At 62.5% G+C, this 16577-nt stretch carries 12 protein-coding genes and 2 pseudogenes; 5 read left to right on the forward strand and 9 right to left on the reverse strand.

Annotation, left to right across the window (positions count from 1 at the left end):
• Window positions 1-25: 25 nt before the first annotated feature.
• The 5 genes and pseudogenes from istB to tnpA form a co-directional block, all read right to left on the reverse strand.
• Window positions 26-862 (reverse strand): IS21-like element helper ATPase IstB, encoded by an 837-nt coding sequence (gene istB / locus ACVWYO_RS23205; RefSeq protein ID WP_457354858.1) that lies wholly within the window; start codon window positions 860-862, stop codon window positions 26-28.
• Between the two features lie 5 nt (window positions 863-867).
• Window positions 868-2374, reverse strand: a pseudogene (istA, locus tag ACVWYO_RS23210) (IS21 family transposase).
• Window positions 2375-2565: 191 nt separating this feature from the next.
• Window positions 2566-3807 (reverse strand): annotated as a pseudogene (tnpC, locus tag ACVWYO_RS23215) (IS66 family transposase); the annotation flags it as partial.
• 87 nt (window positions 3808-3894) lie between these two features.
• Entirely contained in the window at window positions 3895-4242 is a 348-nt protein-coding gene (tnpB, locus tag ACVWYO_RS23220) for an IS66 family insertion sequence element accessory protein TnpB (RefSeq protein ID WP_457355255.1), read from the reverse strand.
• Window positions 4239-4598, reverse strand: coding sequence for an IS66-like element accessory protein TnpA (tnpA, locus tag ACVWYO_RS23225; RefSeq protein WP_457355257.1), 360 nt, complete (start codon window positions 4596-4598; stop codon window positions 4239-4241). Before tnpA ends, tnpB begins: the two co-directional genes overlap by 4 nt.
• Before the next feature lie 452 nt (window positions 4599-5050).
• On the opposite strand from tnpA, the gene ACVWYO_RS23230 reads away from it, so the two are divergent.
• Entirely contained in the window at window positions 5051-5347 is a 297-nt protein-coding gene (locus tag ACVWYO_RS23230; protein ID WP_457355259.1) for an SUMF1/EgtB/PvdO family nonheme iron enzyme, read from the forward strand.
• Here ACVWYO_RS23230 and ACVWYO_RS23235 read toward each other — a convergent pair.
• Genes ACVWYO_RS23235 through ACVWYO_RS23245 form a run of 3 tightly spaced genes read right to left on the reverse strand, consistent with a single transcriptional unit; the run spans window position 5339 to window position 8421 of the window.
• Entirely contained in the window at window positions 5339-6376 is a 1038-nt protein-coding gene (locus tag ACVWYO_RS23235) for a glycoside hydrolase family 43 protein (protein ID WP_457355261.1), read from the reverse strand. The genes ACVWYO_RS23230 and ACVWYO_RS23235 overlap by 9 nt on opposite strands.
• A 3-nt stretch (window positions 6377-6379) precedes the next feature.
• The gene (locus ACVWYO_RS23240) at window positions 6380-7426 is read right to left on the reverse strand and encodes a glycosyl hydrolase family 43 (RefSeq protein ID WP_457355263.1); all 1047 of its coding nucleotides are present in this window, start codon (window positions 7424-7426) and stop codon (window positions 6380-6382) included.
• A 53-nt stretch (window positions 7427-7479) separates the two neighbouring features.
• Window positions 7480-8421: a Gfo/Idh/MocA family protein gene (locus tag ACVWYO_RS23245; protein WP_457355576.1), complete on the reverse strand. Its 942-nt coding sequence runs from the start codon at window positions 8419-8421 to the stop codon at window positions 7480-7482.
• 259 nt (window positions 8422-8680) lie between these two features.
• On the opposite strand from ACVWYO_RS23245, the gene ACVWYO_RS23250 reads away from it, so the two are divergent.
• The 4 genes from ACVWYO_RS23250 (at window position 8681) to ACVWYO_RS23265 (ending at window position 15647) form a co-directional block, all read left to right on the forward strand.
• Window positions 8681-10408: an IlvD/Edd family dehydratase gene (locus tag ACVWYO_RS23250; protein ID WP_457355578.1), complete on the forward strand. Its 1728-nt coding sequence runs from the start codon at window positions 8681-8683 to the stop codon at window positions 10406-10408.
• A 49-nt stretch (window positions 10409-10457) separates the two neighbouring features.
• Window positions 10458-11606: an aldose epimerase family protein gene (locus ACVWYO_RS23255; RefSeq protein WP_457355265.1), complete on the forward strand. Its 1149-nt coding sequence runs from the start codon at window positions 10458-10460 to the stop codon at window positions 11604-11606.
• A 17-nt stretch (window positions 11607-11623) separates the two neighbouring features.
• On the forward strand, window positions 11624-12760 hold the full coding sequence (locus ACVWYO_RS23260; protein WP_457355267.1) for a 1,4-beta-xylanase: 1137 nt from the start codon (window positions 11624-11626) through the stop codon (window positions 12758-12760).
• Window positions 12761-12905: 145 nt separating this feature from the next.
• Window positions 12906-15647, forward strand: coding sequence for a TonB-dependent receptor (locus tag ACVWYO_RS23265; RefSeq protein WP_457355269.1), 2742 nt, complete (start codon window positions 12906-12908; stop codon window positions 15645-15647).
• A 111-nt stretch (window positions 15648-15758) separates the two neighbouring features.
• Here ACVWYO_RS23265 and ACVWYO_RS23270 read toward each other — a convergent pair whose 3' ends face one another.
• On the reverse strand, window positions 15759-16478 hold the full coding sequence (locus tag ACVWYO_RS23270) for a FadR/GntR family transcriptional regulator (RefSeq protein ID WP_457355271.1): 720 nt from the start codon (window positions 16476-16478) through the stop codon (window positions 15759-15761).
• Window positions 16479-16577: the final 99 nt, after the last annotated feature.

Genomic DNA, 16577 nt, shown 5'->3' on the forward strand with positions numbered 1-16577 from the left:
CGCGTCTGTTTGTCGCTGGCAAGATTTATGTGGTGCTTTGATTGTCGCTGGGCGTCGATTGCTCGACCGTCTTGATTGTCGCGTAGGTCGGCGGTCTGCCAGCACCGGTACGTCGCTGGACGGCGGTACGACGCCGGTAGCTTTCGACGTTCATCTCGAAGATGGTTGCGTGGTGGACAAGGCGGTCGACGGCCGCGAGTGTCATGGCGGGATCGGGGAAGATCCGGTTCCATTCGCCGAACGGCTGATTGGCGGTGATGAGCATCGAGCGTTGTTCGTAGCGCGCGCTGATGAGTTCGAAGAGGACCGAGGTCTCAGCCTGGTCCTTGGTGACGTAGGCCATGTCGTCGAGGATCAGCAGATGGTATTTATCGAGCTTGGCGATGGCGGCCTCCAGCGTCAGCTCGCGACGCGCGACCTGGAGGCGCTGGACGAGATCTGAGGTCCGGGTGAAGAGCACGCGCCAGCCATTCTCGATGAGCGCCAGGCCGATCGCGGCAGCCAGGTGACTCTTGCCGCCGCCCGGCGGGCCGAACAGGATGAGGTTGGCGCCCTGTTCGAGCCAGCCGTCGCCCGCGCAGATCGCCATGACCTGGGCACGCGAGATCATCGGCACGGCATCGAACGCGAAGCTGTCGAGCGTTTTGCCCGGTGGGAGCTTGGCCTCGCCAAGGTGCCGCTCGATGCGGCGTCGATCGCGTTCGGCGATCTCGTGCTCTGCGAGCGCGGCCAGGAAGCGGGCAGCGGGCCAGCCCTCCTTGTCCGAGCGCGCGGCCATCGCGGGCCAGTGGTGCTTGATCGCGGGAAGACGCAGGTCATTGAGGATGAGCGTCAGACGCTGCGCGTCGATCGGTTGGGTCATGTTGGTCATGCCGCCACTCCGTTCAGCAGGATATCGTATGTGCTGAGCGGTGCCAGCGTGACGACGACCTCGGGGAGTGTTGCGGGATCCGGCGCGAAGCGTCGGCGCAGCGCCGCCATGTCCGGCAACCGACCAGCATCGAGATATATCGGTTGCGAGGATGTCGGCGAGCTCTGCCTCGCAGGCTCGCTCGTGCGCAAGCGCGAGCAGCTCGACCATCGTTCGACAGGCGATGCGGTCGGGCAGTTGCTCGAGGAGCCGGTCGAACATCCGCCGATACGCCTCGCGCGGGAACAGCTGCTCGCGGTAGACGATGCCGATGAGCGCCATCGGCTTACGCCGCAGCGAGTGGATCACGTGCCGATAGTCGACCACGTGACCGTGCTTACCGTTCCCGACTGACCTGCCGCGCAGAAGCGTCATCAGCCTGGTCGCGCCAAGGAAGACGTCGAGCCGATCGTCATAGAGCCGGACGCGCAGGCGGTGCCCGATCAGCCGCGAGGGAACGGTGTAGAACACCTTGCGCAACGTGAAGCCGCTGCTTGAGGTGACGGTGACGATCACCTCTTCGTAATCGCTGGTTCGCCGGTCGGGTAGCAGCTTGAGGTGGACGCGCTCGGCATCGATCCGTGCTGCCGCCCGGCGGTTCTTGGCCGCGATCACCTCGTCGATGAACCGCCGATAGGCGGCCAAGTCGTCGAACGCGGCGCTGCCGCGCATCAGCAGTGCGTCGCGGATCGTCTTCTTGAGATGTCCGTGCGCGCTCTCGACCGATCCGTTCTCGTGCGCGACGCCGCGGTTGTTGCGGCTCGGCGTCATGCCGTAATGCTCGCACAGCGCATCATAGCGACGGGTCAGATCGGACCGGGCGTCGGCATCGAGGTTGCGGAACGCAGCCGACAAGCTGTCGGTGCGATGATCGAGCGGGCTGCCGCCGAGCGCCCACAGCGCGTTCTGCAGTCCTTGGGCCAGTGCGGCATAGCTCTCGCCGCCGAGGATCACATGGGCATGCTCGAACCCCGACCAGACGAGACGAAAGTGACAGAGCCGGTGATCGAGGGGAACGCCGGCGACCGTAACCGCGAGATCGGCCATATCGGTGAAGTCCGACAGTCCCATCCGGCCTGGTTCGTGGGTCTGGCGGAAGATGACCTCCTGCTCCTCGCCATGAAGCGCCCGCCAGTCGCGGATCCGTCGTTCGAGCGTACGCCGGACCCCGGTGCCAAGATCGGGATGGCGTCGCAGCATCTCCTCGAATACCGCGACCGAGCGCAGGCCGGGTGCTTCACGAAGCAGCGGCACGACCTCGGCGTCGAAGATATCGGCCAGAGGATCGGGACGGCGTCGTCCCCGAACAGCCTCCTTTTGCGAGGGCAGCCGCGGATCGCCAGCGATCCGATATCCGCTCGCCGTGCTGAACCCGGCCTTGGCAGCCGCGGTCGCGACGCCGTCACTGTGTCGGAACTTCATATAGAGCCTCATCTGATGATCGTTGATGTGGCGACCGGGCATCTGCGGCTTCCCCTGCGAGCGAGGAAGCCGGGAATACCCGACCGACCGTGATCATCAGCGGCAACGCCCCATCAGGAACGCGCCATCGCGAGGGGCTACGTCGGCTCCGGGCTACGCCCTGCGCCGCCGCAGCCCCTCGCGATCCTCATCCTGTTTGTCGCGCTTTGCTCATCCTGATCGCCGCGCCGCACCTGGCGCACGCTCAGGCGCTCGGCGACCGTCCGGCCGTTGCTCTCCCGTTCGATCGCGAAGATCTGATCGATCCATTCCAGCGCCTCCTTCGCCAACGGCGAGACGAGCGGCGCGCCACCCTTCTGGCGCTTGAGCTGACGCGCCACGTCGGCCAGTTCGAAGAACTGCCGGCGGGCGTGTGCCCAGCAGTTGGCGCGCGTCATCGGTTTGTCCGCCCAACCACCTCGGAACATGTCGTTGAAGCCGGCGTAGCGATCGACCTGCAGGATGCCGGTATAGCCAGCGAGATGGCCGCGAGGATGCTCGCCTTTGCGGGTGCGCGAGTAATAGCACAGCACCGCCGGCGGTGCCGGACCGCCGAACGGGCGATCGTCACGCACGTAATCCCAGACCCGTGCGATGTCGGTCTTGTACTTCGCCAGGCGCGGGACGGTGGTGTCGTCAGCGTGAAGGCGCTCAGCCGCTAGGACGTGCGCTTCGATCAACGCGAACAAGGGTGTGGCCGCCGCACTCACCGCGCCGATCTGATCGGCCAGTGTCGATAAGCTCAAAGTGATGCCTTCACTCTCGAGCCGATCGCGCTGGCTGTTGAGTGGCTGGTGCAGGCCGTATTTCTGGAAGACGAGGCTTGCCAGAAAGTGCGGCCCGAACATGCCCCGCGGCGCGACGTGGAACGGCGCCGGGGGTTGGCTGATCTTTTCGCAACTGCGGCAGGAGACCTTTTCCCGCACTGTCTGGATTACCTTGTGGCGGGCGGGCACTTTCTCGAGCGTCTCAGTGATATCCGCTGGCAGATGGCTGAGGTCGGCCGAGCCGCAGCAGGGGCATCGCTCGGGCGCCGAGATGACGACCTGTTCGCGCGGCAGGCCTGGATCGAAGTCGCGGCGGGTGGTCCGTGTACGGGTGAACGCGGTCACGCTCGTCGCTTTGGCAGCGGCGATTGCACCCTGGATCTCGGCTTCAACAGCGTCCGCCTCGAGCTCTTCGAACGCCAGTTCCAGCTGGTCGATCAGCCGGCGGCTACGCTCCGAGCTGGCGCCGTATTTGTCGCGGCGCATCTTCTCATTCATCAGTTCAAGATGGGCGTTGCGGGCGAGCAGATCGGCGTTGATCGCCCGGACGCGCGCTGTTTCGGCTTCGGCGTTGAGCGCATTTGCCTGCGCCTTTTCCGCAAGGTCGCAAGCGACTGCAAGCTCGGCGCGAAGCTGCAAAAGTTCGTTGAAGGCAGCTCTCGAACGCATGCCCGATTATACCAGAGCACAGCCGAGCACTCTAGATTTTTGACGATTTTCCGGCGCTTTTCTCGTCCTGATTGTCGCTGGAAGTCGTCAGCCAACCTGGGTCGGGCGCCACGTTTCCCGCGGATTGCGCCAGTCGATCCCTTCGAGCAGACATGCCATTGCAGATGCCGAGATCGCGACCGTGCCGTCCTTGGCAGCCGGCCACACGAAGCGGCCACGCTCCAGCCGCTTGGCGTACAGCGACATGCCCAGCCCATTGTGCCACAAGATCTTGCACAGTGACCCACTCTTGCCTCGGAACACATACAGGTCGCCGCCGTGGACGTCCTTGTTCAGTGCCTGCTGTACCTGCAACGCGAGCGAGCGCATGCCGCGCCGCATATCCGTGTGGCCCAGCGCCAGCCAGACCTTGGAACCGCCCGGAACTGGGATCATCGGATCACAGACTTAAGCACGGCAGCCACCTGAGCGGGTGACGCCGATGCAAAGACGCTCACGCGCCCGCCCTGCGTCAGATCAACCACAATGGTCGGCTGCGCGGCGGGCAACGCGATAGGGCTATCATCAACGACCATCGCCTCGGCGAAGCCCGCGACTGCTGTCGGCGCATCTGATCCCACCGCCTGTCGGCGAAGCTTGCGGCGCCAGGTGTAGATCAACCCCGTCGAGACATCGTGCCGCCGCGCGACCTGCGCTACGAACGCGCCCGGTGCAAAGGCTTCCACCAGGATCTGCAGCCGCTCCTCATCGCTCCATCGCCGCCGCCGCTCCGGCCCGCCAAAAACCGTCATCTGACCCACAACAACTGCCCCTAAGCGTACTCTAAAGAGCGCGCTTAAGACCGGTCCTTCACCTCCCCGGCAAGGCGGCCGCTATCGGGAGCGTACTAGTGATGGGGGACAATATCGAACTCATAGAGTGTCGATCGCCTCGATAGAGCCCTACGAGCATTAAATCTTGAGCTTTCGCACTGGTTCCGTTGCGAGGAGCAGGGACGCTTTTCAAACGCCTATCTGTGGATCGGCGCCGAAAACGGGACCCCGGCAGGGCTCCGTCAAGTTATTCAATATGCGTCGAGGTTTTGCAAACCTAAGGGTCCCGGTCGGCGCCTCTCGGGACCCCGTCATCACGTACTTTCCAAAGAAATACAGGTAGTTGCGTTGTTCAAAGCGGGGTCCCGTTTTCGGCGCCGGTCCACACGCCACGACTTTTATTTGAGCCTCCAACTGCGGCCTCGAATGGCATGATCAGGATCGAGGGCGGAAGATTCCTGATGGGATCAGATGCTCACTATCCGGAGGAGGCTCCGGCACGCAAAGAGACGGTAGCTCCTTTCTGGATCGACGCTACCCCGGTCACTAATCGACAATTTACCGAGTTCGTAGCTCAACCCGGATATCAGACCGTTGCCGAGCTGCCGATTGACCTTTCAGCTTATCCGGAAGTCCCGCTTTCGGATACTGATCCTGGATCGCTGGTTTCGAAAAGGCCTTGGGCATCGTTGATCTCATCCGCTCTCAGTTGCCGGACATCATCGTAAGGCGGGCGCCCTGACGCGAACTCCAGACCCGACCGGTTGCGCGAAAATCGGCGCTCCCACCTCAGACCATTCAACGCGTTGAATCCGCGGCGAACGTTGCGGTGTACACTTCAGGCCTGGTCCGGGGTTGGCGTGATAGACGATCCACGTTTCGCGGCCTCCGGCGGTGGTAAAGAAACCGTTATGCCCCGGCGCATAGACGTTCTGCGCAGGCGCTTTAGCAAGGACTGGCCGCGGGTTTTTTCGCCAGACTGCGGGATTGAGGGGATCACTGCCGGCGGATGCGTGAAGCAGTCCGATAGCATAATCGTCTGACCAGCAGGCACTTCCGGAGTAGGTCAAAAACAAGTCACCCTTTGGTCCGGCGAGAAATTCTGGCCCTTCGAGTATCTGGCGGCCGCCGTGGCGCTCCCAGTCGCGATCCGGACGAGCGACGATGGTCTCCGGCCCGAGGAGCGTCCACGGATCGGACATTTCGACGATCGCCAGGTCGCTGTCGGGCCCAACATAGGGCGAATATGCGAAATAGCGCTTGTTGCCATAGCTGAAGGTGGTGCCGTCGATCCCGCTATGCGCGGTGTTAAGACGTCCGCGATCGATCCAGGTCCCTTGCGTGGGATCCACTCCTAAATTTTCCAGGACGAAGATGCCGCGATGCGCGTCGTCGTCATGTCCGCTCGCCGCCGCAGTGTAATAGATATACCAGGCGCCACCGATCCGGTGCAGCTCTGGTGCCCAGACCGATTGCGCGTTTGGCCCGGTCGCGGGCGGTGTCCAGATCGTGATCTCCGCCGCTTCGGCCAGCCTGGTAATGTCCGTGGTTTTGCGGATCGCAAGCCGGTTGCCGAGCGTGTTCATGTAGAAATAGGTGTTGCCCTGTCGCGCGATCCAAGGATCGGCGCCCGACGACAGTAGCGGATTGGTGAAGGTCGGCTTCGTCTTGTCGGCATAAGCAGCCGGCGCAGCGATAAGGCCGAACCCGATCACGCCGGCCAGGGCATGTTTTGCAGCACTGGAGATCATTGGCATGTCCTATTTATCGGGGAAGGCGGCGACGAGCGCGTCATATTGCGCGCGGGTGATGCCGATCATCGATCCGTGGCGCAGCCCGGCGGGCATTTCGTAGCGATTCCACTCGGGGACGCCGCTATTGCCCGAAACCTGGAACCACGGGCCTTCCAGCGCGGGGGCCATCGACAGGCCGTAGCTGGTCCCGGCGTATTGCTCGTAATACAGCATCCAATCCTTGCCGTTTGGCGCGCGGATCAGCGTCGGCGCTTCGCGAAAGTTCGGGCTGAGTGACGGCCCCGGAAGCGGGTAGGGGCCGAGCAGCTTGGCTGCGCAGCTCATCCGCACGGTCTTGCCGGTGGTCCAGGCATAAGACGGATAGCGCTCGTCCTTGATGATCGCGCAATAGCCGCCGGTCTTGTCGTTGGGCTGGATGATCGTGTCGATCGTCGCCATGTCCCAGGCGAACAGGCGCCGCGGGCCGGTGGCGAAGATCTTGAGATCCTTCGACTGGACGTAGAGCGTGCGCTGGCTGCCCCAATAACGTTCGGGATCCTCCGCCGAGCCTTCCAGGCTCGGCGTGTGCCAGGTCAGCAGGAACTGGCCCGAGCGTTTGTCGAAAAACAGCTTGGGCGCGCCGATGCGCGGCAGCGTGGTCGGATAGCCGGGAATGTCCTTCAGATGAGGCTTATAGGTGCCGTAGGGCGTCCAGCGGATCAGATCGTCCGAGACCCAGAAGCGGATCAGCGGATCGTCATCACCTTTGTTGCCTACCAGATAATAGCGCCCGTCACCGCCACGCGCGACCGAGGCGTGGCCGTGATAGTCGGCCGACACGGGCGCGCCACCGTTGATCTGGCGCCAGTGCAGCCCGTCGAGACTGACCGAATAATAGAGCACGCCGTAATGCGCCTTGGTCATGTGCAGGAAGAGATACGCCTTGGCCGGATCGACATAGGGCGTGACCGGGCCACCGGGGGCGACTTGCGCGCTGGTGCCGCTACCGGCCAGCATGCCTAGCGCGAGGCCAAGCGCCAATCCGGCGCGCGCGATCGATCGACCTACGGTCATAGCTCCATCTCCTTGATATTGTGTTTTATAGGGTTACGAATGGGCAGTGCGTTTCAGAACTCGAAGGGGTTGGCCGTCTCCTGACGCGACACGAGAAAGGCGTCGGCGACGAGCTGCAGCGGCCGCAGGTCGACGTCGCTTTCCCTAGCGCGGATCAGCGCACCGAAGCGCGTATAGAGCCGTGGATATTCGCCAGCGTCCTCGCCGGACGCTTGCTCCACGCCATCCAGGAACAGGCGCTTGCCGCCTTCGCTCAGTCGCAACGTACCGTCGTCGGTCTCGACCGTGATGTCCCAGCTTTGCGGGCCGGACTGCAGGAAGTCGAGTTCGAGGCTCACCGGCGCATCGCTTGGCAGGCGCAGCGCGATCTGCGCGGCGATCGGCGACGCGCGGTTGGCGGGAACGGCGATCGTGCCGCTCGCGACGATCAGATCCTGCGGCAAGATCGCGGTGGCGATCGACAAGGCGTTGATGCCGGGATCGAACACGCCAAACCCACCCGGGCCAAGGATCCAGTCCTGCCCGGGGTGCCAGGCGCGAATATCCTCGCGCCAGCTGATCGCGGCGCGCGTGACGCGGCGCTGCGCCAGCCAGGCGCGCGCGGCATCAACCCCGGCGGCTTCGCGCGAATGCCAGCTTGCGAACAGCGTGACCCCGTGCGCCTGCGCGAAGCGGTGCAGCGCCGACACTTCCGCGACGGTCGCGCCGGGAGGCTTTTCGATCATGACGTGCTTGCCGGCCGCGATCGCTGCGCGCGCGATGTGATCGCGGCCGCCGGGCGGCGTGCAGATCGAGACGGCGTCGAGGTCCGCGCCATCCACCAGCATCGCTTCGATCGTGTCGAAGTGGTGATAACCGTCCAGCGTCGCATTGCGGCTTGCGGCGGCCACTAGGGTAAAGTCGGGGGACGCGGCAATCGCCGGCAAATGCTGGTCGCGGGCGATCTTGCCGACACCGACGATGCCGAGGCGCAACGGAGGGCGCGAGTCGGTCATAAGGGACGCGGGATCTGCAGCATTAGGGTCAATCGATGCATGCGACTCTCCACGATTTTCTTTTATCCGATAAATCGGCTTTCTATCGATCAGGCGCTGGGCTATCAACTGCAAAAGCTCGGCCGGTCGCGGCAAGCGAGCTAATGGAGGGGTTTATGACCGGTCGTTTCATCCTGCATCGCGGGAGTGTCGCACAGTGACCGCAGGGGCTGTGAAACTGCGGTCGCGCGCTTGGTTCGACAACACCGAAAATCCCGACATGACCGCGCTCTATATCGAGCGATATTTGAACTACGGCCTCAGCCTGGAAGAGCTGCAATCGAACCGGCCGATCATTGGCATCGCGCAATCCGGCTCGGATCTGGTGCCGTGCAACCGCCATCATCTGGTGCTCGCCGAGCGTGTGCGTGATGGCATTCGCGATGCCGGCGGCATCCCGATCGAGTTTCCGATGCATCCGCTGCAGGAAACCGGCAAGCGTCCGACCGCCGGGCTCGATCGCAATCTCGCCTATCTGTCGCTGGTCGAAGTGCTGTTCGGCTATCCGCTCGACGGCGTCGTGCTGACGATCGGGTGCGACAAGACCACGCCGGCCGCGCTGATGGCAGCGGCGACCGTCAACATCCCGGCGATCGCGCTGTCGGTCGGGCCGATGCTCAACGGCTGGCACAAAGGCGAACGCACCGGATCGGGCACGATCGTGTGGAAAGCACGCGAGATGCTTGCCGCGGGCGAGATCGACTATAAGGGTTTCATCGAACTCGTCGCCTCGTCAGCGCCGTCGACCGGCTTCTGCAACACGATGGGTACCGCGACGACGATGAACTCGCTGACCGAGGCGCTGGGCATGTCGCTGCCCGGCTCGGCGGCAATCCCGGCGCCATATCGCGACCGACAGCAATGCGCTTGGGAGACCGGGCGCCGCATCGTCGAGATGGTCCAGGCCGACCGCAAGCCGTCGGATATCCTCACGCGGTCCGCGTTTCTCAACGCGATCAAGGTCAATTCCGCAATCGGCGGATCGACCAACGCGCCGATCCACCTCAACGCGATCGCGCGGCATATCGGAGTCGATCTGACGCTGGCCGATTGGGAGGAGACCGGCGCGGACGTGCCGCTGATCGTCAATCTGCAGCCGGCGGGCAGCTATCTCGGCGAGGACTATTATCGCGCCGGCGGCGTGCCCGCAGTGATGGGCATGTTGCTCGAGGCCGGGATGATCGACGGGAGCGCGATCGCCTGCAACGGCCTGAGCGTCGCCGAAAATGTCGGCGGCAAGGCGACCGAGGATGTGGATGTCATTCGCACGCTCGCCGCACCGTTGAAGGAAGCGGCCGGTCTGTCGGTGTTCAGCGGCAATTTGTTCGATGGCGCGGTGATGAAGCTCAGTGTCATTTCCGAGGAATTCCGCGCGCGCTATCTGCGCGATCCGCAGGATCCCGAAGCATTCGAGGGACGCGTTGTGGTGTTCGACGGGCCGGAGGATTATCATCACCGGATAGACGATCCCGCGCTCGGCCTCGACGATACCTGTGTGCTGATCATGCGCGGCGCGGGGCCGGTCGGCTATCCCGGCGGCGCCGAAGTGGTGAACATGCGGCCGTCCGCTGCATTGATCCGCGCCGGTGTCCATGCGCTGCCCTGCATCGGCGATGGACGACAATCAGGGACGAGCGGATCGCCGTCGATTCTCAACGCATCGCCCGAGGCGGCTGTCGGCGGTGGTCTCGCGGTCGCGCGGACTGGCGACCGCATCCGGATCGATCTGGCCAAGCGGCGCGTCGATTTGCTCGTGTCGGAAGCGGAAATGCAGCAGCGGCGCACCGCGCTTGCCGCAGAAAAGCAGACGCTCGCTCCACCATCGCAGACGCCGTGGCAGGAAATCCAGCGCGGTCTCGTCGGCCAGTTCGACACTGGCGCGGTGCTCGAGCCTGCGGTCAAATATCAGCGGATTGCGCAACTCGGTCTGCCGCGCGACAGCCACTGATGCCAGCATAAGCGATCTGATGAGATCGCGGATTTCATAGGAGAAGATGATGACACGACGTAACGGTTTTGCCCTGGCGCCGAGTCTGCTGGCAATGATGATGGCCACTCCGGCGCTTGCCGGCGAGGCGAAGAAAGCCACGTTCGGCACCTTGCCCGATGGTCGCCCGGTTCCGGCGGTGACGCTGACCAATGGGCACGGCGTCTCGGCACGGATCATAGCGCTCGGCGCGGCGATCCAGTCGGTGATCCTGCCCGATCGCGCCGGCAAGCCGGTCGATGTGGCGATCGGCTATGACACGCTCGAAGGCTATGTGACCAAGCCCGAATTCTTTGGCGCGACGGTCGGGCGCGTCGCCAATCGCATTGCCGGTGGGCGCTACACCTTCAATGGCAAGGCCTATACGACGCCGGTCAATAACGGGCCCAATTCGCTGCACGGCGGCACCAAGGGCTTCGACAAAGTGCTGTGGGAGGTGGTCGACACCAAGAGCGGTCCGACCGCGTCGGTGACGTTGCGCTATGTCAGCCCCGATGGCGACATGGGCTATCCCGGGACGCTGACGACCTTCGCGATCTATTCGCTCGACGAGCAGAACCAGCTGATGATCGAATATCGCGCGACCACCGACAAGCCGACGCTCGTCAACATTTCGAACCATAGCTATTGGAACCTCGCGGGCGCGGGCTCGCCCGGCGGCGCGATGGGACACCTCGTGACGATCCCGGCGGAGCGCTATACGCCGACCGACGCGACCGCGATCCCGACCGGAAATTTGCCGAGCGTGGCGGGGACGGTGTTCGACTTCCGCACCCCCCATGCCGTCGGCGACCGTGTCCGCGACGGACGCGACCCGCAGATCGCCTATGGCCGCGGCTATGACCATAATTGGGTGATCGGCACCGCCATCACCGCGCAGCCGCATCTGATGGCGAGAGTGACCGAGCCGGTTTCCGGGCGCGGCTTCGAACTGTGGTCGAACCAGCCGGGTCTGCAATTCTATTCGGGCAATTTCTTCGATGGCACCGTGGTCGGCAAGGGCGGCAAGATCTACCGCATGGGCGATGCGATCGTGATGGAGCCTCAGCTGTTTCCCGATGCGCCCAACCAGCCGAAATTCCCCTCGGCGCGGCTCGACCCGGGCCAGACCTATCGCAACGTGATCATCTACAAATTCACCACCGGCGCGACGCGCTAAGGTCCGGGAGACCCTTTATGAATCGATTGAACGCACTACTGCTCGGCACGGCGGCCATCCTGACACTCGCTGCCGCACCGGCCGAGGCGCGCGAGCGCTGGTCGGCCAAGCAGGCCAATGCCTGGTACGAGCATCAGCCGTGGCTGGTCGGTTCGAACTACACCCCGGCTTCGGCCATTAACCAGCTCGAGATGTGGCAAGCGGCCACCTGGGATCCCAAGCGGATCGACTACGAGCTCGGCCTGGCCCAGGGAATCGGCATGAACACGATGCGCGTGTTCCTGCACGATCAATTGTGGGAACAGGATCCCGAAGGCTTAAAGCGCCGCATCAACGAATTCCTGACGATCGCGGCCAAACACAAGATCAAGCCGCTGTTCGTCCTCTTCGACAGCTGCTGGGACCCGAACCCGTTGCTCGGGCCGCAGCATCCGCCGATCCCGGGTGTGCACAATTCCGGGTGGGTCCAATCGCCGGGCCTGCCGGGCCTGCGCGACAAAGCGCGCTATCCCAAATATCGTGCCTACGTCGCTGGTGTGATCGGCGCCTTTGCCAAGGACGACCGCATTCTCGGTTGGGATTTGTGGAACGAGCCCGACAACCCCGCCGACCAGTATAAGGACCAAGACGGCAAGGAGCCCCTGGTCCGCGCACTGCTCGCGCAAGTGTTCGACTGGGCGCGCGCCGCCGATCCGTCGCAGCCGGTGACGAGCGGCGTGTGGTGGCATGATGATTGGTCGCCCAATGCCAAGCTGACCGGCATGGAAAAGCTCCAGCTCGGCCAGTCGGACGTAATTACCTTCCACGATTATAGCTGGCCCGAGCAGTTCGCGGGCCGCGTGAAGCAACTCAAGCTGTACGGTCGCCCAGTACTGTGCACCGAGTTCATGGCGCGCGGAAACGGATCGACTTTTGACGGCTCGCTGCCGATCGGCAAGCGCGAGAATGTCGCGATGATCAATTGGGGGTTCGTCGACGGCAAGACACAGGCGCGCCTGCCATGGGACAGCTGGAAGAAGCCCTACGTGCTCGAAGAGCCAACCTTATGGTTCCACGAGGTTTTCCGCGCTGACGGGACGGCATATCGGTCAGCCGAGACCGCGCTGATAAGGCGTCTGTCCGCTGCACCCAAAATGGTCGTTCCAGCCCAGTAGACACCGGCTCGTGGCGAATTTCGCACAGAATCCGGGACGTCTGCGCCCGTGGTCTGACAAATAAGACTTGTCCTATCGAGATGTCAGCTATAAGCATCGATATCAGTCGAATGAAAAAGTCGGCGAATCTTCCGGAGGGGTGAAAATGGTTTCGAAATTCGCAGTGCTATCGTCGGTGTCCTTGCTCGCCATCCTTGGCGCATCGCCCGCTCTGGCACAGGATCAGCCGTCGGCCCCGGTGCAGGCTTCGGCGCAGGATGATACCGCATCCCCCGACATCGTCGTTACGGGTATCCGCGCTTCGCTCGCCAAGGCGGCCGACATCAAGCGCGATTCTTACAACGTTGTCGACTCAATCGTGGCCGATGATATCGGCAAGCTGCCCGATCGCACCGTCGCCGCCGCGCTCCAGCGCGTTCCCGGAGTGCAGGTCACAGTCGGCGACAATAATGAGATCGTCAATCCAATCATCCGCGGTTTACCCGACATTCTGACCACGCTCGATGGGCGCGAGATCTTCACTGGAACGGGTCGCGGTTTCAGTTATCAGGATCTTCCTGCCGAAGCGCTAGCGGGTGCTGACGTCTACAAGTCGAATTCGGCCGAGCTGATCGAAGGGGGTGTTGCCGGCGTGATCAATTTGCGCTTGCACAAGCCGTTCGACTTCAAAGGCTTCACGCTCGCCGCCAATGCGCGGGCAGTGTATAGCGGAAATGCGCAGGAAGTGAATCCGGTGCTCGGCCTACTCGTTTCCAACCGCTTCGAAACAGGTCTTGGGGAGATGGGCCTGCTGGCCGACATTTCCTATTCGCACAACAAGTTCGATCGGCCGGTCGCGTTCAACTGCGATTTCCGCAGCGGGACGCAAGGCCCTCCGGGCGCTGCCGGGGTCATCGCTCCGACGTGCGTCGGTGGCGTCGAGCAGCAGGGAACTTATGAGCGCAAGCAGGCCAATGTTGCCTACCAGTGGAAGGCGGCGCCGGGGCTAGAAATCTACGCCAACGGCCTGTACACCCGCTACAGCAACAAATCGGCAAGCTATTTTCAGATCGACGACGTGTTTAGCGGCACCTCCTTTAGCAACGTCACCAAGACCGACGAGTGTCAGAACTATGCGGTAAACGGCGCAGGCTTTTATGATCCGGCCGGCACGGTCCAGAATCTATGCACTGCCAGCTCGTTCACTTCAACCGGGCATGGCGGCTTCACCAGTACGCAGGCGCACTACGATCGTACCTCGGTTTACATCCTTTCGGGCGGCGCGAAATATACCGCTGGCAACCTCAGCCTAAGCGGCGACGTTTCGTACCAGCACTCGGAAGTGCGCAACCAGAACTTCATTCTTGATATCTTCAAATCGGGCAACGGCATCACTACCAACGTCGCGACCAACGTTAATGGCGGCACGGTCTACACCGACACAGTCAACGGTTTGGGCGATCCGGCCAATTTCGCGCTGTCGCCGCTCAATCAGGACAATGTTCGCGATCGCGGCAAGGAGTTCGCAGCGAAGCTCGACGGAACCTACAAGATCGGCAGCATCCTCGACAACATCCAGTTCGGCGCGCGCTACGCCGACCACAGCGCGACGCACCAGCAGTCACTCGGCGGTGTCTGCCCCACTGGTGTGTGCGGCACGCTCATTTCCAACGTGCCGTTCCTCGACAACAATTTCCTGGTCCATGCCGGCGGCACGCCCACCATCAACAACGGCTTCGGTGTCATCGTGCCCAACCAGGACGAGTTGCGCGACCCAGCCGTCCAGGACAAATTGCGCGCGCTCTATGGGCTGGGCGCGGGTTTCCCCGCTTTCACGCCGGATCGCTCCTTCTCTGCGAGCGAAAAAACCTATTCGGGCTATATCCAGGCCGCATACAAGGTGCCGATCACAGGGCCGATCACCCTCGACGGTCAGGTTGGTGGCCGCTACACGCGCACGGAGCGCCAGATTTCGGGCGCTTCGTTCGTGACGCCCGCGTCGACCACGGCGGTGCCTAACCCGGCTCCTGTGTTAACCCCGTTCGGTGCGAACACAACCGACAACGACTTTTTGCCAAGCGCCAGCGCACGGCTGAGATTTGGTGGCGGCTTGCAAGCTCGCGCTACCTATTCACGCGCGATCGCACGGCCGAGCTTCGGCGATCTCAACCCCGGCCTCAGCTATCTGATCTCGACTAACAGCCTGATCCTCCCGGCCGGCTCGGGTGGCAACCCCAACCTCAGACCGCAAAAGTCGGACAGCTATGACGCGACGCTCGAATATTATTTCTCGCACAACGGCTTCGTAGCGATCGGCGGATATTATAAGGACATCAAGGATCGCGTGATCAGTCAGAGCCAGGTCGAACTGATCAATGGCTTCAACTACAATATCACACGACCGCGCAATGTCGGCGCTGTATCGCTGAAGGGGATCGAGGTCAGCGCGCAAACTTTCTTTGATTTCCTGCCCGGCGCGCTCAATGGCTTCGGCATGTTCGGCAATTTCACGCTTGCCGACAGCAAGGTGAAGACCGCAGGCGACCCCTTATTCGGCCAAAACATTCAAGGTGTGTCGAAGTATAATTACAATATTGGCGGACTGTACGATAAAAAGGGGCTGACCGGCCGCATCGTCTATACCTACCGATCAAGCTATTACGATGAAAATTATGGTGGAACCAACGTCCGCCCGGTCGGCCAGACGCTTATCCTCAACGAGGTGCGCCCGAATGGTCGCCTCGATGCCAGTATCGGGTTCGAGTTCTGCAAAGGCGTCACGCTTTCGATCGATGGCACCAATCTGACGCGCGCCAAATATCGCAGCTATTACGGGGATTCGAACTTGCCACGCGATTATCGGTTCGATGATTCGTCGTACTCGCTGGGTGTCGCGGTACGCTTCTAATCCCGTTCACGAGATCCCTCTCAACCGGCCGATGTACGTTGGTCGGACGTCTCCCCCCTTGCGGACGCGGTCGAAGCCGCGTCCGCAATTTTTGTGTGACGCCTTCGCCGTTCAGTCGGTGGACGATCGCACGATCAAATCCATCACGTCGTCGATGATGCGCAGCATTGCGGTGCGCGACGCTTCGGGATCGCGCGCTTCGATCGCGAATAGCACCGCTTCATGTGCCGCAAGGTCGGCGGTTCGGCCTTGAATGCGATTGGTGAAGCGGATTGAGGTACGCAAGGCTGTCGATACGACATCGCAAAACTGCGCGAAGAATGGATTAGTCGAGGCGCGTAAGATCGCAACGTGAAACGCGATATCTGCCTCGAGCGTGTCGTCGTCACCGATTTCGGCAACTTGCATTCGGTTGAAACCGGCTCGGATGAGTGCCAGCCCGTTCTTGTCGGCAAAGGTCGCGGCGAGAGCCGCGGCAGCCGGCTCGATTGCGAAGCGCAACTGATTAAACTCTCGCAATAATTTGAGCGAAAATTTGCGGTCGAGCAACCACCGCAGCACGTCCGGATCGAACAGATTCCACGCGCTGTCGGGCTGCACGATCGTGCCTTGGCGCGGGCGGGCACTAAGCAATCCCTTGGTGGTCAGCATTTTGACGGCTTCGCGCGTCACCGACCGGCTGACCCCGTGCTGCTTGGAGAGTTCGGCCTCGGTCGGAAAGGGCCGGTCGATATAGCCGCCGGTGACGATCGTCTTTCCGAGGTGATCGAGCAAGCCGTAGGTGAGGTTCCGTCCGAGCGAGATTCTGATTTCACCGGGATCGGTAGACATTGCTTGCACTCCCTAGGGTCAGGCTGGTACGTCTATAGATCATATAAATAAGCCGGCCGCTATCCCTGCTTAGCGAGCCTGTCTGAGTTGGGGAAGTTT

The organism is Sphingomonas sp. UYP23, assembly GCF_054059235.1.

Excerpts from the sequence above, each read along its gene's own strand:
- istB (WP_457354858.1), bottom strand. The coding sequence starts at position 862 with ATGACCCAACCGATCGACGCGCAGCGTCTGACGCTCATCCTCAATGAC.
- tnpB (WP_457355255.1), bottom strand. The coding sequence starts at position 4,242 with ATGATCCCAGTTCCGGGCGGTTCCAAGGTCTGGCTGGCGCTGGGCCAC.
- tnpA (WP_457355257.1), bottom strand. The coding sequence starts at position 4,598 with ATGACGGTTTTTGGCGGGCCGGAGCGGCGGCGGCGATGGAGCGATGAG.
- ACVWYO_RS23230 (WP_457355259.1), top strand. The coding sequence starts at position 5,051 with ATGATCAGGATCGAGGGCGGAAGATTCCTGATGGGATCAGATGCTCAC.
- ACVWYO_RS23235 (WP_457355261.1), bottom strand. The coding sequence starts at position 6,376 with ATGCCAATGATCTCCAGTGCTGCAAAACATGCCCTGGCCGGCGTGATC.
- ACVWYO_RS23240 (WP_457355263.1), bottom strand. The coding sequence starts at position 7,426 with ATGACCGTAGGTCGATCGATCGCGCGCGCCGGATTGGCGCTTGGCCTC.
- ACVWYO_RS23245 (WP_457355576.1), bottom strand. The coding sequence starts at position 8,421 with ATGACCGACTCGCGCCCTCCGTTGCGCCTCGGCATCGTCGGTGTCGGC.
- ACVWYO_RS23250 (WP_457355578.1), top strand. The coding sequence starts at position 8,681 with ATGACCGCGCTCTATATCGAGCGATATTTGAACTACGGCCTCAGCCTG.
- ACVWYO_RS23255 (WP_457355265.1), top strand. The coding sequence starts at position 10,458 with ATGACACGACGTAACGGTTTTGCCCTGGCGCCGAGTCTGCTGGCAATG.
- ACVWYO_RS23260 (WP_457355267.1), top strand. The coding sequence starts at position 11,624 with ATGAATCGATTGAACGCACTACTGCTCGGCACGGCGGCCATCCTGACA.
- ACVWYO_RS23265 (WP_457355269.1), top strand. The coding sequence starts at position 12,906 with ATGGTTTCGAAATTCGCAGTGCTATCGTCGGTGTCCTTGCTCGCCATC.
- ACVWYO_RS23270 (WP_457355271.1), bottom strand. The coding sequence starts at position 16,478 with ATGTCTACCGATCCCGGTGAAATCAGAATCTCGCTCGGACGGAACCTC.